Genomic DNA, 21,146 nt, shown 5'->3' with positions numbered 1-21,146 from the left:
GATGGTTTGGTTGCTTTTCATTATAGTTCTTATGGGACTTTTTGTGTACACTCAAAAAGCTCTATAATCTCTACAGTAGTTTTACCCACTACAGAAATTATAGAGCCAAGTTTTCTTACTATAATGCCAAACGTCAAGGGATTGAAATTACATCTGAGTATGTTCAATTTGTCGAAGAATGGGCAAAGGTGACCTTTATTGTCCCACCAAGAATGAGTCTCTATATCGAAAAGAACCTAGAAATCCAGCGTATTCTACAAAACTATGGGAGTCCAGAAGATATTCTCCCTTATTCGATTGATGAGGGATTTATTGACCTGACAGGCTCTCTAAATTACTTTGTCCCTAACAAAAACTTGTCCAGAAAAGAAAAGCTGGATGTGATTTCAAGTAAAATTCAACACGATATTTTCCGACAGACAGGCGTTTACTCAACCGTAGGCATGTCTAACAGTAACCCACTTTTGGCTAAGTTGGCGTTGGATAATGAAGCCAAGAAGACGAAAACCATGCGTGCAAATTGGTCTTATGAGGACGTAGAAACCAAGGTCTGGGGTATTCAGGAAATGACGGATTTTTGGGGAATAGGCAGTCGCATGAAGAAACGACTCAATGCTTTGGGAATTATGTCTATCAAGGAACTAGCTAATAGTAATCCTGATGTCCTCAAGGCTCATCTAGGAGTCAATGGTGTTGACCTTTTCTTTCACGCTAATGGAATTGATGAAAGTAACGTCCATAAACCCTATAAACCAAAATCTAATGGCATAGGCAATTCTCAAGTATTGCCAAGAGATTATGTCAGACAGAAAGAAATTGAGATAGTCCTTTCGGAAATGGCAGAGCAGGTAGCTGTCCGTCTCAGAAAAACAGGCAAGAAGACGACTTGTATTTCTATTGGCGTAGGTTATTCTCGAAGTGAAGGCAAGAAAAGTATTCATGCTCAGATGAAGATTGAACCAACGAATCAAACAGAAACCTTGAAGAATCATGTTCTGGCTCTGTTTCATAAGAAGTATAGTTCAGGAGCGGTTAGAAGTATCAGCGTTTATTATTCTCAATTAGTAGATGAATCATTCGGACTAATCTCCCTTTTTGATGACGTGGAACAAATCGAAAAAGAAGAAAGGCTTCAATCAGCCATTGACACCATCAGACATCAGTTCGGATTTACCTCGCTTTTGAAGGCAAATGCCTTATCAGAAGGCTCACGGGTTATTGCCAGAAGTAAACTAGTTGGTGGACATTCAGCAGGTGGATTGGACGGACTAAGCTAATGATAGATAGAAGTTATTTACCTTTTCAATCTGCTAGAGACCATCAAGACCGTGGCATGATGAAATGGATGGGCTTTTTCTTATCGGAACACACCACATCACTAGATGAGGAAAAGCATAAGATAATCTTTTCAGAAGAACTTAGCTTACTGGATAAGCTGACCCTTATCTCACAAATCTATTCAGGGCAACTATCAGGGCAATTTATCGTCAAAGAAGGCAATCAAAAAGCCACCTATCAAGGACAGGTGACAGAGGTATCAAAAGAAAAAATCGTGGTTAAATCAGCAGATAAGTTTCATCTTATAGAGGTTAAAAACGTTTTAGCCATTCACCTAGTAGAAGGAGGAGTAGATGATGAATAGGAAAGAACTTTACAAAGATAAGTTACAGATAGACTATTTTTCAGAGAGTTATATCAAGTTTGAAGAAGATTTTTACCGTTACTCAGCAGATGGTACACCGTTGACCTTTATCATTGATGATATTCTGCTTTCTATGGCATTATCTCATCGGAATTATTTCAAACTCAACAAGGAAAAGTCAGTCGATGGACGAGATCACTATTTCCAGTTTCAGGTAACTTTGGTGTCTGATAATAAGAACGTCAGGACTTTTAGATATATTGGGCAAAGAACAAATTTGAAAGTCAGTTAAGCTGAATTTAAGGTCACACCTATATACTATAAACAATCCTAAATTTTTCTTTTTCATAATCTCCTTGAGGCAGTTAATGTTTAACATGGCTGCTTCTTTTTGTTGAACAGATAGTTTCCGTAAAAACGGACTATTTCAAAAAAGTCTCTTTCAATGGACTTTGATATTTCTTTCCAGAAAATATCTATTTTTCGGAAAAATTTACTCTCTTTGTTAAGAATATTATTCATAAGGGCACCTCTAAAAACGTATGAAAAGAGGTATAATAGATTAAAAATAAGCTAACGAGGTATTGAAGATGAATTTATTTGGAGATAGCGACTATCTTGAAAAATTAAGTTTAAAAGGAGACCCTCTTGAGCGGTTAGAAAAAGTGGTTGATTTCGAGGGTTCTGTTGCAAAGTCTTCCAAAAAATTTATTTTAGTGTAAAATTGAGAAAAAAGACAGAGAGGACAGAGTAATGAATCATTTTAAAGGCAAACAATTCAAAAAAGACGTCATTATTGTCGCTGTTGGTTACTACCTGCGTTACAATCTAAGCTATCGTGAAGTTCAGGAATTGTTATATGATCGTGGAATAAATGGGAACCTCTAAAAACACCAGTAGAGCATCTAGAGCGTCAAATTTATCTTTAATCTACAGTTTATTTCTTGTAAATTTTTGTTTGTGAGTCTTACTCAAGGCTATTTCCCAATTTTTGGGCGCACTAAGCCCATGATTTCAACCCTAGTCGTTTAATCTGTTCAAATCGAAAGATGTTATAGAGGAGGTTGGTTAAGGTCACATTTGTCTTTGCCCTATCCATTCCAATCCCTCTAAAGGTACTTCCCTTCATGCTATTTTCAATAAAACCAAAAACATGCTCAACTCGACAACGGACTTTGGCAATATGACGGTTAATGTTCTTGTCAGTATCGGTCAATGGTTTATTTCGGAAAGCACGACGGACGGTATGGTGTTGGCAGTTGTCAGGAACACTTTTCCCCACATAGGCACTATCATCAAATACAGGTTCGTTGGCATCACAAAGAGAAGCTAGAACATTGGAGTCATGTATACTAGCTGTTGTGACGCCATAATCTTTGATTAGCTTTGATTTTCTATCAACACAGACGTGATTTTTATAGCCAAAGTAACGAACACCCCCTTTTTGAGTCCAGCTCCCATCGATATCTTTTTGGCATCGTTTGGCTTTGTTCCAACCTTCTACAGTTTCATGCGCTTTGATTTTCTCGTTTTCCTCACGGGAATTGCGTTGCTTAGGACATTCCACAAATGAAGCATCAACTATTTGACCTGTGTGGGCAATCAAACCTTCGTCCGAGAGTTGAGTATAGAACAAGTCGAATAATTCCTTTTCGCGACCTGATTGAGTCAAGCGATCTCGATAAAGCCAGATAGTTTTTGAATCTGGGACATTATCTTCGTGGCAACCAACGAAACGACGAAAGGATAAGCGATCAAGCAATTGATATTCCATAGCATCGTCAGACAAGTTATGTAATCGTTGAAGTAAAAGGACTTTGAACATCATGAGGTAATCAAGGTGAGGACGACCTCCACGACCAATAACTTTATTCTTGCGAGAAAACAATTCTGATAACAAGGGGAGAAAGAGTTGCCAATCCATGACAGCGTCTAGACGTTCCAATGGATTACCTTTTTCAGTGAGTTTTGACAAGATTTTTTCATCATCAGTAAATAAATGCATCGTGTTTAACCTCGTTTATCGAGTTTTATACTTGTATTTCTATTATCTCATTTTATAGGTTTTTTGAGGAGTTTTTAGAGGTGCCCTTAAATATTATATAATATACATAAAGAAATAATAAGAGGCTCTTTTATGAAAAATCCATGGAAACAAATTTACAAAGGTAATCGCTCTTTTAACGACTCAGATACAATTCCTTCTAAAGCATAGGATATCTCTTTTTCATGATAATCTCTACTCAAAAATTAGTCTTACTTAGCGAAAACTAAAATAAATATGCTATGGACGGTCTGGAGTAATGCTTTTGTTCAATTTGATGTATTTAGATACAGGAAAGATACAGTTTAAAACTATTTCTGATAATTTATTTAGAGAAATTGTAAGAGCAGCTTCTAATTCTGAGTACATATTTGTGGAGAGTGACGTATATTTTAGAGGTGTAAACTTTGATAAAGTTATTGATTATATTGATTTTGGATTGCTAAAAGGTGTTTCAGGGATAGTTCTAGCTCTAATGGCACAAAAGACTGGGGCTTCCTCCCCATTGGATAGAATGTTTTTTATGCAGTGAAGTTGTAAAGTATATGCTAATGGAGACATATGAGAAAAATTTTAAAAAATAAACTATATCTGAAAGTTCTGATTTCAGATTTAATATCAAATTTTGGAGATACATTATATTTTATAGCTCTCATGACCTATGTTACGGAGATTAAGGACAGTAATTTAGCCATTTCAATCGTAAATATATCTGAGACTATACCTATCTTATTTACAATATTTTTTGGTATCATTGCAGATAGAACGCTTAATAAAGTGGAGATGATTATTAAAACGTTATGGCTACGGGTGGTTCTATATTTATTGGTTGCTGTGGTTATGAATTTTAAGCCATCTATTATAGTAGTCATATTTGCTAGTATAGTTAACCTTATTGCAGATACATTGGGACAATTTGAAAATGGTCTTTTCTATCCAATTTCTAATCGAATAGTGAAAAAGTCAGAAAGAGAAGAAACTATGGCGTTTAGGCAGACAGTTGTTTCTACGATGAATATTGTAAATCAAGCATTTGGGGCGTTTTTAATCACTATTCTAAGTTTCTCTCACTTAGCTTTTATAAATTCTCTAACTTTTGCTATTAGCCTGTTAATTATGTTAGTTATCAAAAATCAGATTAATGATTATTATGAGGAGATGAACTCGACCAGTAAGATATCAAAATTTGATTTTAAATCTTCGTTTTCTGAGGTTGTTTCAAATTTAAAGCTCTCAATTAATCATCTATTTAGTATCGGTAACATGAAGGCTACTTTACTTGTTATACCAATTCTTAATGGGAGTTTGGCAATTCTCACGCCATTAGTTGTTGTTAATCTTTCTAAAGGATCTAATTTGACAATTATTAATTCTGCGACTACGATCTCACTTTTGGGCATTAGCACTGTTTCAGGAGGAATACTTGGGGGCACTTTAATTCTGATTAGTAAAAAATTTAAAACCTTTTCCATAGGCACCTTGTTAAAAATGAATTTGACCACTGTTTTTCTTTCATTTGTTGCTTTTTACTTTCAAAATATTTATTTAATTATATTATCATCATTTCTTTCAAGTGTATTAGTTAGTGCATTAAATCCTAAACTGGGGACTATCATATTTAACAATATTGATGAGACGAAGTTAGCTACAATATTTGGAGGGATGGTGACATATTTCCAAATAGGAGATATTGTATCAAGGTTACTATTTTCTACCTTAGTGATTTACTTACCGTATAGTTATATTGCAGTAGTATATATGTCATTAGTTTTTGTGGCAATTTTATATACATTTAAAGGTTCAAATGACCTGATATAATTAAGTTGTAACACCTGTGTATAGTTTGGTAAAATACATACATAATCCAAGGAGATGTTACAATGACAAATAATCGTTACGAGCCTGAGTTCAAACAAAAGGTTCTTCGCCTCTATCTGGAAGAGGGACGAACCAAGAAAAGCCTGACCGAAGAATATAATCTTGGACAAGGCACGCTGACATACTGGTTACAGCAATACCGCAAAGAATGCGATAACAGCCCAACAAAACGGGAAGAATCTGATTCATACGAAGTTGCAAAAAAGCTACGCAAAGAAATTGAAGAACTCAAAAAGGAAAATGATTTTTAAAAAAAAGCGGCAGCATTCTTTGCGAAGGAAATCGATTAGCTCAGTACCAGTTCATCCAGAAATATCAACAGACATTTGGGGTCAGATGGCTTCTTAGAAGAATGAACATCTGTCCAAATGCTTACTATAATTATCTTAAAAACAAAAAACATGCTTATCGTCAGGAAAAGGCAGAGATTCAACGTAAAATTGTTGAAATCTACCACCGCGAAAATGGAGTTCCTGGATACCGAATGATGAACGATTATCTTAAGGGTATCGGAAGCATTCGTTCAGATCTGACAATACATCATTTTATGAATGAATTGGGCTTACGTTCCATCACCCGTCGAAAGAAACCAAACTATGTAAAAGGAACTGCCAATAAAATCTTTCCAAACCTTCTGAATAGGGAATTTGATGTAAAAGAACCCAATAAAATATGGTGTACTGATTTTACATATTTAACTCGTCCAGATGGAACAATGCGTTACAATTGCACGATTATAGACCTTTGCGGTCGTGAAGTGGTTGCATCATTAAACAGCAGTCATATCGAAACTGAATTGGCAAAGGAAACCTTGAAAATCGCACTAGAACGTCGAAAACCAGCAAAAGGAATTATCCTGCATTCTGATCAAGGGCGTCAATTTACCGCAAAAGAATTCAATAAATTTTGTGATAAAAACTATGTCCAACAAAGTATGAGCAAAGCAGGCTGTCCATATGACAATGCCGTTATGGAAAGATTCTACAATACGCTCAAACACGAATTCTATTATCTCTACAAGTTTGATTCAAATGACATTCTTGACCAAAAGCTCTATGAATTCGTTTATGGGAAATATAATCACGTAAGACCACATCGTGCAAACGGTGGACTTACACCTTATGCTGCACGATGTCGTGCAGCGTAAGAAATTTTATACACTAGTGTTACAAAAATGCTTGACTAGGTTATGTTCTTTTGTATTTCTAATTACTGGAAAAAGCAAAAATAAATTGAACAATCATTAAAAGCATGATATCATTAGATTATATTCAAATATATGTTTGAATGTAATTTGTGAAAAGGAGCGTATCGAAACATGAAAGATATTTGTGAAAAAACTTGTTTTGATGAAGAAAAGGTTCAAAAGATTCAAACATCATTAGTCGATAAAAAATTAAACAATATTAGTCAAATTTTTAAAGCACTATCTGAAGAAACAAGAATAACTATCGCTTATGCTTTAACTTTAGAAAAAGAATTATGTGTTTGTGATATTTCAATTATCGTAAATTCAACAGTAGCAACTACTTCTCATCACCTAAAAATATTGAGCAAAGCGGGAGTAGTTCAAAATAAAAAGGTCGGGAAGATGGTCTATTATTCATTAAATAACTCCTTAGTGGAGAGATTAATCAAGGATATTGTACTATGAAAAATTTAGGATAAATACATCAATAACTTTCCTGCATTTCAAAAAATTCATACTAAATTAAAACCTCTCTTTATATTTTAAGCAAACTGATGTTAGTCCTAGTTTAAAAATTTAAGAGAGGTTTTTTCTGTTAATTTAGGCATAAATAAATCTTAAGCCTTAAGATGATATTACTTCTTTAATTTAGAACGGATATTAAAAGTTTTTATTGTTTCATCGATAATGAGTAAAAAAACTCCGCTAACTAGTAAAATGTCAGCGATGTTAAAAATAGGAAAGTTGTAATCTAAAATACGAAAATCCAAAGAATCACGTACAAATTGAAATAATAAACGATCAATAAAGTTACCTAACGTTCCAGCAATCATTAGTATTACTCCTATTTTTTGAACAATTTGGTAATCTTTAAGATTTTTAAAATACCACCCTAATAGTATCAATGCAATTATAGTCACTACATAAAAGAACGTCATATGCCCCTCTAAAACACTCCATGCTGCACCTGTATTTTGAGCATATGTTATCTTGAAAAAAGATGGAATAAGTTCTATTGATTCTCCTATTTGTAAGGTTGAAGTTAGCCAGATTTTTGATAGTTGGTCAATTAAAACGGCACTTATCATAATTCCCAGTAAAAGTAAATTTTGTTTAGAAATAATCTTTCCATTTAAAATCTTCATTAAAAACCTCCTTTTTGGTTGCTATTATAACATTTGCTTAGATTAATACAAGCATATATTTTTTTTATTCTAAATTTTAAATATTAGACAAGATTTTCTAGCTATAAACTTTTTTAAAATTTATTCAAACAAACACTTGAATGTTATTCTTTAATCTGTTATTATATATTTGTAAATATTCAAACAAACACTTGAATGTTATTGAAAAAGGAGGAGCTTTATGAGTAAAGCAAGTAAACAAACAACTTACCGTGTAGATGGGTTATCTTGTACAAATTGTGCAGGAAAGTTTGAAAAAAATGTAAAAAATATTAGCGGAGTTACTGACGCAAAGGTAAACTTTGGAGCAGGCAAGATTACAGTTTATGGAGAAACTTCTATTAGTCAAATAGAAAAGGCTGGAGCATTTGAAAATTTAAAAATCTCTCCTGAAAAAGATTATTCCAACACACCATTAAAGAAAGAATCCTTTCTAAAAAAGAATTGGCATTTAGTTGTATCAGTAGTCTTCATTTTGTTAGCCTTTATTTCTCAAAATATTAGTGGAGAAGATTCAACGATTACAATTGCTCTGTATGTTGTCGCAATAATTATTGGAGGTTTTAGCTTATTTAAAGAAGGTATATCCAATTTATTAAAATTAGATTTTACAATGGAGTCACTAATGACTATTGCTATTATTGGTGCTTCCATCATCGGGGAATGGGCAGAAGGTTCTATTGTCGTAATCCTCTTTGCTTTAAGTGAAGTTTTGGAACGATATTCCATGGATAAAGCCAGACAATCGATTCGTTCATTAATGGATATTGCTCCCAAAGAAGCTTTGATACGCCGTAATAATGTGGAACAAATGATTGCGGTTAGCGATATTCAAATTGGGGATATTATGATTATAAAACCTGGGCAAAAAATTGCTATGGACGGAGTTGTCATAAAGGGCTATTCTGCAATTAATCAGTCCGCAATTACTGGAGAATCCATTCCAGTTGAAAAGAAAGTTGATGATGAAGTTTTTGCTGGAACATTAAACGAAGAAGGACTATTAGAAGTAAAGGTGACGAAACATGTAGAAGATACTACAATTTCAAAGATTATACATTTAGTTGAAGAAGCACAAGGTGAACGAGCACCAGCGCAAGCGTTTGTAGATAAGTTCGCGAAGTATTATACACCTATTATTATGCTTATTGCTTTGCTTGTTGCAGTCGTTCCACCTCTATTTTTTGGAGGTGATTGGGATACATGGGTATATCAAGGGTTATCTCTTCTAGTTGTAGGTTGTCCTTGTTCACTAGTAATTTCCACTCCAGTATCTATCGTTTCTGCAATTGGTAATTCAGCAAAAAACGGTGTTCTTGTAAAAGGTGGAATTTACTTAGAAGAAATTGGTGGACTACAAGCAATTGCTTTTGATAAGACAGGTACATTGACGAAAGGAAAACCAGTTGTAACTGATTTTATTCCTTATTCTCAACATATGGACGAACAGAAATCACTTTCAATTATTACAGCTTTAGAAACCTTGTCACAACACCCTCTTGCCTCTGCAATCATTTCAAAAGCTATGATTGATAATGTCGATTACAAGTCAATAGAAATTGATAATTTTTCATCAATCACTGGTAAAGGTGTTAAGGGTGATGTAGATGGTATAACCTATTACATTGGTAGCTCAAAACTTTTTGAATCTAGTTTAGAAAAATCTCAAAGTATATCTCAAACATACCAATCATTACAAAAGCAAGGAAAAACAGCTATGCTATTTGGAACAGAATCAAATATTTTAGCAATCATAGCTGTGGCTGATGAAGTTAGGGAATCTAGTAAAGAAGTTATTGCGCAACTTCATAAATTAGGGATTGCTCACACTATTATGCTAACAGGAGATAATAATGACACAGCACAGTTTATAGGTAAAGAAATTGGTGTTTCTGATATAAAAGCAGAGTTAATGCCAGAAGATAAACTTACTTACATTAAAGAATTAAAACAAACATACGGCAAAGTCGCTATGATTGGAGATGGTGTAAATGACGCCCCTGCCTTAGCTGCTTCTACTGTAGGAATAGCAATGGGGGGAGCTGGAACTGACACTGCTTTAGAAACAGCTGATGTTGCCTTAATGGGAGATGACTTAAAGAAATTACCATTCATTGTAAATCTTAGTCGAAAGACATTAAAAATCATCAAACAGAATATAACATTTTCTCTTGGAATCAAGTTATTGGCATTGCTATTAGTGCTTCCGGGTTGGTTAACATTATGGATTGCAATTGTAGCAGATATGGGTGCCACATTACTAGTTACATTAAATGGATTAAGATTAATGAAAGTCAAAAAATAATAATATACTAAAAATTATTTACAGATTACAATAACTAATGAAACTTACAAAGCAATAAAAAAAAACTACCGCTTTGTAAGTAGCTTTTCATGAAGTTTCTATTGTAATCTGTTTTTTCTTAATTTGTTAATTTTTCCAAAACAGCGGTAGCTTTTATAGAGGTGCTGTTATGTTTTGGTTAGGGGATAAAAAAAGAAAACTAACAATTAAATATAGATATAGAAAGAATACGCATTTTTGCCATGAGGTAAAAGTGTGTATTTTTTTGTTTTTATCGAAGATTCCCCCCCTTTCCACCGTGATAGGAATAAGCAAGGTTAATTAATCACTTGCAAACGGAAAGGGGGTGGATTCTTATGGTAACTATTTCTAATTATGAAAAGACTATTGAACATCAATTTGATAGCTTTTGAAAAACAGTCATGCGTAATTTTGCTAGAGATATCTATGACGAAAACAAACGTCGCAATGAACGTCTGATATCTCTTGAAGCATTAACAATGGCTGAACTAAGTCAACTAAGTATTTTTGATGATTACGATTCAAACTATATCATAATGGCTTCGTATAACTATGACATACGCATTGAAGATGTATTGATAGCTCAAGCGATCGGTAAACTCACAAAAAGAAAACAGGATATAATTCTTCTTTCATTTTTCCTTAGTATGACAAACGCTGATATTGCTACACTAATGGAGCTGGCTGAAAGCACCGTGCATTATCACAAAACAAATGCACTAAAAGAGTTGAAAGAGCTCATGGAGGAACATTGAAATGAAACCTACTAAGGAAGTATTATCCTTTACAGTGATTTTGCTTGCTGTCCATGGTGATGTAAATGCAATAAATGAAATACTTAAGCATTTTGAACATTACACCATTCGCCTCTCACAAAAAACTTTATTTGATGAATACGGTAATCCTTATATTCATGTAGAGGAAGAAACAAAGCGAATGCTGGAGACAAAACTAATCACTGCTATTTTGAAATTTGATTTATCTTAATCTCGCCCTCTCTCCATGTATCAATTAGTTTGGTACATGGGGAATTATTAATTGTTTGCCTATCAAAGCCCACAAACTATTGTGATCTTTAATAGGCAAATCAATGCCGAGTGTTCTTTGACAACTGAATAAAGTAGACAGATACGTTTGTGATACAGATAGCCAACAAATACTATACGCCATGACCTTAATTAAGAGAGCGACCATATAGTGATTTGAGAATGACCTTTGGAATGGTTGTTTTGCCGTAACCTGCACCACAGTATAATGATACACCCGTATGATACGGTTCTGCCCACAAGAATGGGATTGGTTGAAATACCAGTGGAGCTTGCCAAAGCCATCTATCTACTTTCGAACTACAAACATAGAAAGGAGTGATATATTTTATGAACAATACTGATGTACCTATTTGGGAAAAATACACATTGACAATTGAAGAAGCGTCAAAATACTTTCGCATTGGAGAGAAAAAATTGCGTAAGCTGGCTGATGAAAATCTTGATTCTGGCTGGGTCATTATGAATGGCAATCGTATTCAAATAAAGAGAAAACAATTTGAGAAAATCGTTGATACACTTGACGTTATCTAATGAAATTGAGCCTTATATATGTTATAATATTCATATGACGTATCAAGCTCAATTCGGTTATTGAGAGGAGCTTCTTATCATGTCAAATGAAAAAAGACGAGATAATAAAGATAGAATTTTAAGAACTGGAGAGAGCCAGAGAAAAGATGGAAGATACGCATATAAGTATGTAGATTCATTTGGTAAGTCACAATTTGTTTACGCTTGGAAACTTGTACCTACCGATAAAACTCCAAAGGGGAAACGTGATGATATTTCATTAAGGGAAAAAGAAAAACAAATACAAAACGACCTTGATGATAGTATTGATACTATTGGTAAGAAAATGACAGTTTGCCAGCTATACGCTAAGAAGAATGGACTAAGAAAGAATATCCGACTTAACACTAAAAAAGGACGCCATTATCTTATGAAGATTCTGAACAATGACCCACTAGGTGCTAAAAGTATTGATATGGTTAAATTGTCAGACGCTAAGAGCTGGGCTATTCGAATGAGTGAAGATGGGTGTGCTTATAAATCAATTGACAATTATAAGCGTTCACTCAAAGCGTCATTTTTTATGGCAATTCAAGACGACTGTATTAGGAAGAATCCATTTGATTTTCAGTTAAGCGATGTATTGGAAGATAAAACAGAACCAAAAATCGCTCTAACACCAGAACAGGAAATGGACTTATTATCGTTTATGGAAAGCGATAAGACTTATTGTAAATATTATGATGATGTCGTTATCCTCTTAGAAACAGGACTTCGTATTTCTGAATTATGCGGTTTGACTTTAGATTTGGATATGAAAAATAAAGCCATTATGGTTGACCATCAATTATTGAGTGATACTAATATTGGCTATTATGTAGAAGTTCCAAAGACCGCACAAGGTAAGCGAGAAATCCCAATGACTGAAAGAGCTTATCAAGCTGTTAAGCGTGTAGTAGAACGTCGTAAGAAAGCCAAAGCTGAACCAATTGTCATTGACGGTTACCAGAACTTCTTATTCCTTAAACGTGATGGGTTGCCAAAGCAAGCAACTAATTATCAAAGTATGTTAAAAAGTTTAGTCAAAAAGTATAACAAAACCCACGAGGACAAGCTACCAAAGATTACACCACACACCTTTAGGCATACATTCTGTACGAATATGGCGAACAAAGGAATGAGTCCTAATATATTGCAATATATTATGGGGCATAAAAACATTACTATGACGCTCGGCTATTATGCTCATGCTTCATTTAGTTCCGCAAGAGCTGAAATGGAACGGTTATCTGCTTAGTGGTGTGGCTAGAGTTTACTACTTATTTACTACTTTTGATGGCAGTCTTATACAGATAAATGCCAGTTTATGCAAAGTATCTTTCAAAAAGAAAATGCCGATACCCCTTGTAAATACAGGATATATCGACATTTATCAACTTATGAAAAGATAATCAAATTTAATATAAGTTTTTAGTATAAAATATAGACTTTTTAAACCAGGTCTTAAGAAATGAAGTATCCATAACTAGGATTCTTGCCCCGAATTGGCCCCCAATTTTGAGGAAACATGAAGAATTTTAGTGATACTAAGTTATATTACTAATAATTAAGAATCCTTTAATAATGGGAATTAAGATGCTTAAGGAAGAACCAAGAATATTTAAATTATATTCAGCGAACAAAGCTTAATTAGACTGTAAAAACAAGATCCAGAAAGGATCTTGTTTTTTCATATCTTGAATTGTCAAATTAAGTGCATACTTTCCCCATAAAATACTTCATAAGGTGTTTTCCAGTTAAGATATTTTTGTGGGCTATTATTAAGTTTGTTCTTCCACAGCTGAATAATCTGATCATTAACCAATGTTACATCACTCTCTTTGGGAAAATGTTCTCTTAGTAGTCCATTCGTATTCTCATTAGTCCCTCGTTGCCATGGAGCATGGGGATCAGGAAAATAGACTTAAATTTTTAATTGATCACACAACTTCTGATGATAGGGACACTCTTTCCCTCTATCAGGAGTCACAGTATGCTTGGTCAAGGGTTCTAGCATTTTTACCATAGCTTCTATTACCAACTTACTTTTCTTGACAGCTACCTTCTGGATTTTTAGAAAACGATAATAACGGTCAGTTAGAGTCACTAAACAAGATTTTCCAGTTTTACCTGCAACAGTATCGGCTTCCCAATCTCCTATTCTAGTTCGGTTATTAGCATCTTTGGGTCTTTCTTGAATTGTATGAGATATATAGATTTTCCCTCTATTTTCGACATAACCTTTTGTATGACGCTTTTTGCCACGATGGCGGAGCTTGCGAATGACAACCACGAGCACCATGAGATAGTGAGTTGTTATCAAAATGTTCTTTGTAAATGGCTCTATAACTTGTTTGATAACTAATAACAGCTTTTCCATACTCTAATCTCAACCGACCTTCTATTTCTTCAGGAGACCATTGATACTCGAGAAATAGATGTTTGACGGACGGTATTGCTTAAATTGCGATCTATTTCAAGTATCCGTTTCCGCCCAAAGTGTGATTTAGCAATATAGTAGGATTTCTGTGCATGACATGGTGAATAGTTTCCTTCTCTTAGATGTCGCTTCCACTCACGACTAATACTAGAGGGATAACGATGAAGTAACTTAGCAATTTGAGACAAATTTAGGTCTTGCGTACGGTAAACGAGAATACTTTCACGCTCTTCTATGGTAAAGTGATGGTAGCTCATAAGACTTCCTTTCGTAACTAGTTCGTTCAATTCTGTTTTACTAGAAAATCTTATGAGTTTTTATTGTGCACTTATATTGTATATTCAAGGTTTAAATAAATGGCAATAAGATCCGAAGGGGACCTCGTTTTTTGTAGCAGAATAATGAGAAAGTCTTTGTCGATAGATAAACAAAGACTAATCTTCTATCTGGACTTTATTTAAGAGATAGCCCTTTTAAGATAATAGGACCTATTTCCTAACTTTTTAAGATATGCTATAATATGAATATGTTTGATAATTATATTGTACCTGTATTTTTTGGTGGTGGAGCTCTTGCTCTACTTGGTTTATTGTTATTTGGTTGGGCCTTGCCTTCATTTTTGAAGGGGAAGTGGTCCTATTTGATTTCCTTACTAGGCCTAGGTTTGGTTGCTTTTGCTTATTTTGATGGGACGATTGTTATCACTTATAAAATATGGCTTGGCTTGCTTGGTGTTATCATTATTGGTTGGGGCTTTCCTTTCAACAATCGCAAGGGACACCGTGCTATGACCATTTTTTGGAGCATCATGGCCATTGTTGTTGGTATTGCTGCTATTGCCTTCATTTTTGCTTATGGTGTTATTAACCGCCACTAACATGAATCTATAAAACATGCTATAATAATGGCATGTTTTATTTTATGACCCTATCATTTATTATCATGCCTGCTTTGGGATGCTTCTTAATCGGTTTAGTATTGGCTAAATCAGATCGTTGGACTTTTTCTTGGATTCTATCCTTAATAGGTCTTGTGGCTTTTATTTCTTCTTTTTGGCATATAGAGCGTGCAGACCTATGGTTTATGCTTAGCTATAGTTTTGGTCCTTTTTTGATGGGATTTGGTTTTACATGGGATCTAAGTAATAAGCGTCGTATGCAGCTGCTACTGTTAGGGCTGTTTTTCCTTATCTTTTTTATGATTTTGTACTATCTTATTGTTCGAATCTTGAATACAGCTGTTGTTTAAAGGAGGTCTGTGATGTTGCTAGATTTAGAAGAGAAAACACGTGTACTTGTTGAAGACATTGTTGAGCGTTCGGCAATTGGATCTGGAGCCATATTTGTATTAGGTTTATCTTCCAGTGAGGTTGTTGGTGGAATTATCGGAAAAGCTTCTAGTCGTGAAATTGGTCAACGAATTGTAAAAACTATTCTTGAGGTTTTGGAACCTAAAGGAATTTACTTGGCTGTACAAGGCTGTGAACATTTGAATCGGGCTTTAGTTGTTGAGCGTGAGCTTGCTTTGGCTAAAGATTTGGAAATTGTCAATGTGCTTCCAACTCTGCATGCTGGTGGGAGTGGTCAGTTGGCTGCTTTTGATTACATGGAGGATCCTGTTGAGGTAGAAGAGATATTGACTCAGGCTGGTATTGATATTGGGGATACGTCTATTGGTATGCATGTGAAAAGGGTTCAGGTTCCTCTTCGCCCTCTTACTTCAGAATTAGGAGGTGCCCATGTGACTGCTTTGGCGAGTCGCCCTAAGTTGATTGGTGGTGCTCGTGCGGAGTATTTAGCGGATCCTATTCGTAAAAACTAAAAAGTATCGGACGTTTATGTGTCCGATACTTTTTATGTTGGTCGGGTCTTTACCTTCAGTGATGACGCTTGGCATAATAGACAAATTTGAACTTTTCAAGTTTATGTCGGCTTTCAGTGAACTGGAACTGATTTCCATTATTCAGATAAACTTTTGAGCGTATGCAGACGACGTGATGATCTTTACCGATATCGATGAGGATTTTGTCTTGCTCGCTAGTGTTGTCAATGGTGATTTCTTTAAAGGCATGAGAAATGCTAAGGTGGAGCTGATTTTCAAGATAATCATAGATGGAGTTCTCAGCGATGCTGCGGTTGAGTTGAGGCATAAGTCTCACATCAAGGTAATCAATATCAACAACAGAGGCACAGCCATCAACTATCCTTTGCCGAATAAGACACCAAACCTGTTGGCTTCTTGAAAATCCCGTTTTCTCTGAGAGAATGATGTCAACGATGATTTTGTCTAGAGAGATAATGTTAGTTTGTGATTTAAGGCCTTGTTGTTCTATGAGTTCTTGGTAACTGGTTAAGTCAGATACAGGGAAGTTCACTTGTTCTTGACTAATAACTTGAGAACCTGCCCCATGAATCTTTTTAACCAGACCTTATTCAACGAGTAAAGACAATACCTTTCGTATGGTGTATCGACTGACTTTGAAAGTTTCTACTAATTCTTGCTCGGTTGGCAGGAAGTCACCAACTTGATACTTTTGACAGTGGATAGCTTTTTCTAAATCTTTATAAACAATCTGATATTTTTTCATCTCATCCTTACTTGTTGGCAAAAAAATATACAACTATTATTTTTTCAAAGGTGCCAATCTTTGGTGCCTTCTATGCGCCTTTCGTTATCACTGGTCTTCACCATATGACTAATGCTATTGACCTTGAATTGGTGCGTACGGCAGGTGGTACTGGTTTATGACCAATGGATTTCCCTCTCTAACATTGCGCAGGGTTCAGCAGTGTTTGCTTACTATTTTATTAAACGTCATGATGAACGTGAAGCATAGATTTCACTTCCAGCAACTATTTCAGCTTATCTTGGTGTCACTGAACCAGCACTATTTGGTGTTAACGTTAAGTATGTCTATCCATTAGTAGCAGGGATGTCTGATTCTGCCTTATCAGGACTACTTTCAACAGTCTTTGGCGTCCAAGCAAACTCTATTGGTATTGGTGGTCTTCCAGCTATTCTCTCTATTAAACCCCAGTATTGGGGAATCTTTGCGATTATTATGGTTGTTGATATTGTGGTTGCTATGGTATTGATATTCCTCTTTCACAAAACTGGATTTTTAACGAAAACAGAGGAAGATGGACATGCACAAGAAACACTTAAAGAAGCTTCAGAAGGTTTGGTAGAACCAACTGTTTTTACTGAAACAACAGAGGTTGTTAGTCCTCTTGCTGGTCAAGTTAAATCGCTTAGCCAAGCGACAGACCCAGTATTCTCATCAGGTGTGATGGGATAGGGTCTTGTTATCGAACCAAATCAAGGTGAATTGGTTTCACCAGTAAATGGTACAGTGACAGTACTCTTCCCAAATAAGCATGCAGTAGGCATTGTTTCTGAGGAAGGTGTTGAAATGTTGATACACATCGGTATGGATATTGTTAGCCTTGACGGAAAAGGATTTGAAGCACATATGAACAAGGGGATAAGGTTGTTGTTGGTCAAAAACTTATCACTTTTGATGTGGAAGCGATTAAAGGTGCAGGTCTTATCACTGAAACACCAGTTATCATTACAAATCAAGATGATTTTCAAGCGGATGTTGAAGGGAATCTTCCACGTAATATCAAATGTGGTGATATTCTTATGATCATTCATCGCACAAAATAATCACGCATAAGGAGTGGAGACGATAGTCCCAACTTTTGACTTAAAAGTTCGGAAAAGGAATTAAATATGGCATTAGATAAAACAAAGGTTATTTATCAAATCTATCCGAAATCATATAAGGACACTACAGGAAATGGAATCGGTGATTTCAGAGGCATCATTGAAAAAATGCCTTATCTGTCAGAACTAGGCGTGGATATGGTTTGGCTTAATCCTTTTTATCCAAGCCCACAACGTGACAATGGTTACGACATTTCAGATTATACAGCGGTAAATTCTGTATTTGGGGATATGGCTGATTTTGAAGAAATGGTCCGAGTTGGTAAAGAACACAAGATTGACTTTATGCTAGACATGGTGCTTAACCATTGCTCAACGGAGCATGAGTGGTTTCAAAAAGCATTGGCTGGGGACAAGTATTATCAAGATTTCTACTTTATTCAGGACCAGACAACAGATTGGTTGTCTAAATTTGGCGGCTCTGCTTGGGCACCATTTTGGGGATACGGGGAAATACTATGATCAACCTCGTGCCTTGAATCGCTTTTTGGATATCAAGAACTTCCGTGATGAAGGAGCGACCGTGCTAGCCGCTAGCATTCACTTGTCAAGTAGAACACCATACATCTACATGGGTGAAGAAATCGGGATGGTTGATCCAGACTATGATTCGATGGCAGATTACGTAGATGTGGAATCCATCAATGCTTATCAAATGCTCTTGGACCAAGGTAAATCTCCTGAGCAAGCCTTCAAGATTACCCAAGCTAAGTCACGTGATAATTCTCGTACGCCAATGCAATGGGATGCTTCTGAGAATGCAGGTTTTTCAACAGGTACTCCATGGTTGAAAGCTAGTAAATCTTACAAAGACATTAACGTTGAAAATGAGATTAATGGATCAATCTTTAAATTCGATAAAGAATTAATTCGCTTGCGTAAAGAAATGCCGATCATTTCAGAAGGAAGCTACCAGCCAGCACTTGAAGATAGTCAACAGGTCTACGCCTTTGGACGCTACTTAGGCGATCAAAAACTCTTGGTGCTCAATAATTTTTATGGAAGTGAAGCTGAAGTGGGGATTCCAGAAGAATACCAAGCAGGGCGCGTGCTCTTGTCCAACTATGACGATGCGGAGCTTGCTGAAAAGGTAAGCCTAAAACCTTATCAAACCCTATCAATCTTAGTTAAATAAGACAAACTTTCCTCAGTAAATGTTTTTGCTGGGAAATTTTGTTATAATAAAAACACTTTTAATGTTGATGGAGGAAGTGTAATGACACGCTTACAAGATGATTTTTACCATGCGATTAATGGTGAGTGGGAAAAGACAGCAGTGATTCCAGATGACAAACCATGTACAGGTGGTTTCTCAGATTTAGCAGATGAAATTGAAGACCTCATGCTTGAAACAACTGATCAGTGGTTGGCAGGAGAGAATGTTCCTGACAATGCCATTCTACAAAACTTTATAAAGTTTCACCGTATGACTGCGGACTATGATAGACGTGAGGCAGTTGGTATAGAGCCTGTTAAACCTTTGATTGAAGAATACAAGAAGCTTTCCTCATTCTCAGAATTTGCTTCGAAAATTGCTGAGTATGAGATGTCTGGTAAGCCCAATGAGTTTCCATTCAGTGTGTCTCCAGACTTTATGAATGCTCAATTAAATGTCCTCTGGGCTGACGCACCGGGTATTATTTTGCCTGATACTACCTATTATACGGAGGATAATGAGAAGGGAAAGGAGCTTTTAGAAATTTGGCGTGAGATGCAAGAAGAACTCTTGGGGAAATATGGCTTTACAGCTGAGGAAATCAAAGACCTCTTGGATAAGGTTATTGACCTTGATGCTAAGTTGGCTAAGTATGTCCTTTCGCACGAAGAATCTTCAGAGTATGTAGAACTCTACCACCCATATGATTGGGCAGATTTCACCAAGCTGGTGCCTGAACTCCCACTTGATAGTCTCTTCACAGAAATCTTGGGACAAGTCCCTGACAAGGTTATCGTTCCTGAAGAGCGCTTCTGGACAGAATTCGCGGCGGAATATTACTCAGAAGCAAATTGGGAGTTACTAAAGGCGGTCCTACTTATCGATGCTACAACATCATGGAATGCCTATTTGACAGACGAACTTCGTGTTCTATCTGGAAAATATAGCCGTGCGCTTTCAGGAACACCACAAGCTATGGATAAGAAAAAAGCAGCTTTCTACTTGGCACAAGGACCTTACAATCAGGCTCTAGGACTTTGGTATGCAGGTGAGAAATTCTCGCCAGAAGCCAAGGCAGACGTCGAAGCCAAAGTAGCAACTATGATTGACGTTTATAAATCACGCCTTCAAACAGCGGATTGGTTGGCTCCTGAGACGCGCGAAAAAGCTATAACGAAGCTAAATGTCATCACACCTCATATCGGTTATCCAGAAAAATTGCCAGAGACCTATGACAAGAAGATTATTGATGAGAACTTGTCACTGGTTGAGAATGCACAGAAGTTAGTTAAAATTTCAATTGCTCATAGCTGGAGCAAGTGGAATAAACCTGTTGATCGTAGTGAGTGGCACATGCCTGCCCACATGGTTAATGCTTACTATGATCCACAGCAGAACCAAATTGTTTTCCCGGCAGCTATCCTGCAAGCACCTTTTTATGATATTGCGCAAAGCTCATCAGCCAACTATGGTGGTATTGGGGCTGTAATTGCTCACGAGATTTCCCATGCCTTTGATACTAATGGTGCTTCCTTCGATGAAAACGGTAGTCTTAAGAACTGGTGGACTGAAGACGATTACGCAGCCTTTAAAGAACGTACTGATAAAATTGTGGACCAGTTTGAGGGCTTGGATTCTTATGGTGCTAAGGTCAACGGCAAACTGACTGTTTCTGAGAATGTGGCAGACCTTGGTGGTGTGGCGTGTGCCTTAGAAGCAGCTAAACGTGATGAAGATTTTTCGGTTCGAGAATTCTTTGTCAACTTTGCGACGATTTGGCGTACGAAGGCACGTGAAGAATACATGCAAATGTTGGCTAGCGTGGATGTTCATGCCCCAGCTAAATGGCGTACCAATGTTATCGTGACCAACTTCGACGAATTTCACAAAGAATTTGACGTCAAAGAGGGAGACGGCATGTGGCGTGCCCCAGAAGATCGTGTTATTATTTGGTAAAAAG

At 36.1% G+C, this 21,146-nt stretch carries 20 protein-coding genes and 6 pseudogenes; 22 read left to right on the top strand and 4 right to left on the bottom strand.

Annotated features, from left to right (window positions below; genetic code table 11):
• Nucleotides 1-107: 107 nt before the first annotated feature.
• The 5 genes and pseudogenes from E3C75_RS01285 to E3C75_RS01270 all read left to right on the top strand — a co-directional run.
• Nucleotides 108-1,277, top strand: a pseudogene (locus tag E3C75_RS01285) (DinB/UmuC family translesion DNA polymerase); the annotation flags it as partial.
• On the top strand, nt 1,277-1,642 hold the full coding sequence (locus tag E3C75_RS01280; RefSeq protein ID WP_111679742.1) for a hypothetical protein: 366 nt from the start codon (nt 1,277-1,279) through the stop codon (nt 1,640-1,642). The pseudogene E3C75_RS01285 and the gene E3C75_RS01280, both read left to right, overlap by 1 nt.
• On the top strand, nt 1,635-1,934 hold the full coding sequence (locus E3C75_RS01275; protein WP_111679784.1) for a DUF5960 family protein: 300 nt from the start codon (nt 1,635-1,637) through the stop codon (nt 1,932-1,934). The genes E3C75_RS01280 and E3C75_RS01275 overlap by 8 nt, the downstream gene beginning before the upstream one ends.
• Before the next feature lie 298 nt (nt 1,935-2,232).
• A complete protein-coding gene (locus E3C75_RS11955; protein ID WP_263405637.1) occupies nt 2,233-2,364 on the top strand; it encodes a hypothetical protein in 132 nt (43 codons plus the stop codon).
• Nucleotides 2,365-2,395: 31 nt separating this feature from the next.
• Nucleotides 2,396-2,518 (top strand): annotated as a pseudogene (locus tag E3C75_RS01270) (IS6 family transposase); the annotation flags it as partial.
• Between the two features lie 124 nt (nt 2,519-2,642).
• On the opposite strand, the gene E3C75_RS01265 reads toward E3C75_RS01270, so the two are convergent.
• Nucleotides 2,643-3,647, bottom strand: a complete 1,005-nt coding sequence (locus E3C75_RS01265; protein WP_011681261.1) for an IS5-like element ISSth7 family transposase — start codon at nt 3,645-3,647, stop codon at nt 2,643-2,645.
• A 298-nt stretch (nt 3,648-3,945) separates the two neighbouring features.
• Here E3C75_RS01265 and E3C75_RS01260 point away from each other — a divergent pair, with 298 nt between their 5' ends.
• The 4 genes from E3C75_RS01260 (at nt 3,946) to cadC (ending at nt 7,218) form a co-directional block, all read left to right on the top strand.
• Entirely contained in the window at nt 3,946-4,218 is a 273-nt protein-coding gene (locus E3C75_RS01260; RefSeq protein ID WP_111679741.1) for a glycoside hydrolase family protein, read from the top strand.
• Nucleotides 4,219-4,247: 29 nt separating this feature from the next.
• A complete protein-coding gene (locus E3C75_RS01255; protein WP_111679740.1) occupies nt 4,248-5,504 on the top strand; it encodes an MFS transporter in 1,257 nt (418 codons plus the stop codon).
• A gap of 62 nt (nt 5,505-5,566) precedes the next feature.
• A protein-coding gene (locus tag E3C75_RS01250; RefSeq protein WP_111679739.1) for an IS3 family transposase occupies nt 5,567-6,711 on the top strand; the annotation gives its coding sequence in 2 pieces (ribosomal slippage) (nt 5,567-5,813 and nt 5,813-6,711; 1,146 coding nt in all).
• A gap of 171 nt (nt 6,712-6,882) precedes the next feature.
• Nucleotides 6,883-7,218, top strand: coding sequence for a Cd(II)-sensing metalloregulatory transcriptional repressor CadC (cadC, locus tag E3C75_RS01245; RefSeq protein ID WP_039670422.1), 336 nt, complete (start codon nt 6,883-6,885; stop codon nt 7,216-7,218).
• Nucleotides 7,219-7,388: 170 nt separating this feature from the next.
• On the opposite strand, the gene lspA is transcribed toward cadC, so the two are convergent.
• Entirely contained in the window at nt 7,389-7,898 is a 510-nt protein-coding gene (lspA, locus tag E3C75_RS01240; protein ID WP_039670423.1) for a signal peptidase II, read from the bottom strand.
• A 220-nt stretch (nt 7,899-8,118) separates the two neighbouring features.
• On the opposite strand from lspA, the gene E3C75_RS01235 reads away from it, so the two are divergent.
• The 5 genes from E3C75_RS01235 (at nt 8,119) to E3C75_RS01215 (ending at nt 13,119) form a co-directional block, all read left to right on the top strand.
• Nucleotides 8,119-10,242, top strand: coding sequence for a heavy metal translocating P-type ATPase (locus E3C75_RS01235; protein ID WP_039670424.1), 2,124 nt, complete (start codon nt 8,119-8,121; stop codon nt 10,240-10,242).
• A 422-nt stretch (nt 10,243-10,664) separates the two neighbouring features.
• The gene (locus E3C75_RS01230) at nt 10,665-11,018 is read left to right on the top strand and encodes an RNA polymerase sigma factor (RefSeq protein ID WP_196479516.1); all 354 of its coding nucleotides are present in this window, start codon (nt 10,665-10,667) and stop codon (nt 11,016-11,018) included.
• Nucleotide 11,019: 1 nt separating this feature from the next.
• Nucleotides 11,020-11,250: a helix-turn-helix domain-containing protein gene (locus E3C75_RS01225; protein WP_058621900.1), complete on the top strand. Its 231-nt coding sequence runs from the start codon at nt 11,020-11,022 to the stop codon at nt 11,248-11,250.
• 389 nt (nt 11,251-11,639) lie between these two features.
• On the top strand, nt 11,640-11,843 hold the full coding sequence (locus tag E3C75_RS01220; RefSeq protein WP_021371332.1) for an excisionase: 204 nt from the start codon (nt 11,640-11,642) through the stop codon (nt 11,841-11,843).
• 79 nt (nt 11,844-11,922) lie between these two features.
• Nucleotides 11,923-13,119, top strand: a complete 1,197-nt coding sequence (locus E3C75_RS01215; RefSeq protein ID WP_111679738.1) for a tyrosine-type recombinase/integrase — start codon at nt 11,923-11,925, stop codon at nt 13,117-13,119.
• 447 nt (nt 13,120-13,566) lie between these two features.
• Here the strand turns inward: E3C75_RS01215 and E3C75_RS12220 are convergent.
• Nucleotides 13,567-14,558: pseudogene (locus tag E3C75_RS12220) on the bottom strand (IS30 family transposase).
• Nucleotides 14,559-14,821: 263 nt separating this feature from the next.
• Here E3C75_RS12220 and E3C75_RS01205 point away from each other — a divergent pair.
• Genes E3C75_RS01205 through E3C75_RS01195 form a run of 3 tightly spaced genes read left to right on the top strand, consistent with a single transcriptional unit; the run spans nt 14,822 to nt 16,122 of the window.
• On the top strand, nt 14,822-15,178 hold the full coding sequence (locus E3C75_RS01205) for a hypothetical protein (protein ID WP_084829149.1): 357 nt from the start codon (nt 14,822-14,824) through the stop codon (nt 15,176-15,178).
• Between the two features lie 32 nt (nt 15,179-15,210).
• The gene (locus tag E3C75_RS01200; protein WP_002948269.1) at nt 15,211-15,549 is read left to right on the top strand and encodes a hypothetical protein; all 339 of its coding nucleotides are present in this window, start codon (nt 15,211-15,213) and stop codon (nt 15,547-15,549) included.
• 12 nt (nt 15,550-15,561) lie between these two features.
• Nucleotides 15,562-16,122 (top strand): TIGR01440 family protein, encoded by a 561-nt coding sequence (locus E3C75_RS01195; RefSeq protein WP_111679737.1) that lies wholly within the window; start codon nt 15,562-15,564, stop codon nt 16,120-16,122.
• Nucleotides 16,123-16,177: 55 nt separating this feature from the next.
• Here E3C75_RS01195 and treR read toward each other — a convergent pair.
• Nucleotides 16,178-16,888 (bottom strand): annotated as a pseudogene (gene treR / locus E3C75_RS01190) (trehalose operon repressor).
• Between the two features lie 14 nt (nt 16,889-16,902).
• On the opposite strand from treR, the gene E3C75_RS12215 reads away from it, so the two are divergent.
• The 5 genes and pseudogenes from E3C75_RS12215 to E3C75_RS01165 all read left to right on the top strand — a co-directional run bounded on the left by E3C75_RS12215 (nt 16,903) and on the right by E3C75_RS01165 (nt 21,142).
• On the top strand, nt 16,903-17,049 hold the full coding sequence (locus E3C75_RS12215; RefSeq protein ID WP_157795757.1) for a hypothetical protein: 147 nt from the start codon (nt 16,903-16,905) through the stop codon (nt 17,047-17,049).
• Between the two features lie 184 nt (nt 17,050-17,233).
• Nucleotides 17,234-17,599 (top strand): PTS trehalose transporter subunit IIBC, encoded by a 366-nt coding sequence (locus tag E3C75_RS12210; protein ID WP_100262284.1) that lies wholly within the window; start codon nt 17,234-17,236, stop codon nt 17,597-17,599.
• A 54-nt stretch (nt 17,600-17,653) separates the two neighbouring features.
• A pseudogene (locus E3C75_RS12205) lies at nt 17,654-17,970 on the top strand (PTS sugar transporter subunit IIA).
• Nucleotides 17,971-18,036: 66 nt separating this feature from the next.
• Nucleotides 18,037-19,165: pseudogene (locus E3C75_RS01170) on the top strand (alpha-amylase family glycosyl hydrolase).
• Nucleotides 19,166-19,246: 81 nt separating this feature from the next.
• The gene (locus E3C75_RS01165) at nt 19,247-21,142 is read left to right on the top strand and encodes a M13 family metallopeptidase (RefSeq protein WP_111679736.1); all 1,896 of its coding nucleotides are present in this window, start codon (nt 19,247-19,249) and stop codon (nt 21,140-21,142) included.
• Nucleotides 21,143-21,146: the final 4 nt, after the last annotated feature.

The organism is Streptococcus thermophilus (assembly GCF_010120595.1).
Lineage (GTDB): Bacteria > Bacillota > Bacilli > Lactobacillales > Streptococcaceae > Streptococcus > Streptococcus thermophilus.
This window is presented reverse-complemented; position numbering and strand designations above follow the sequence as displayed.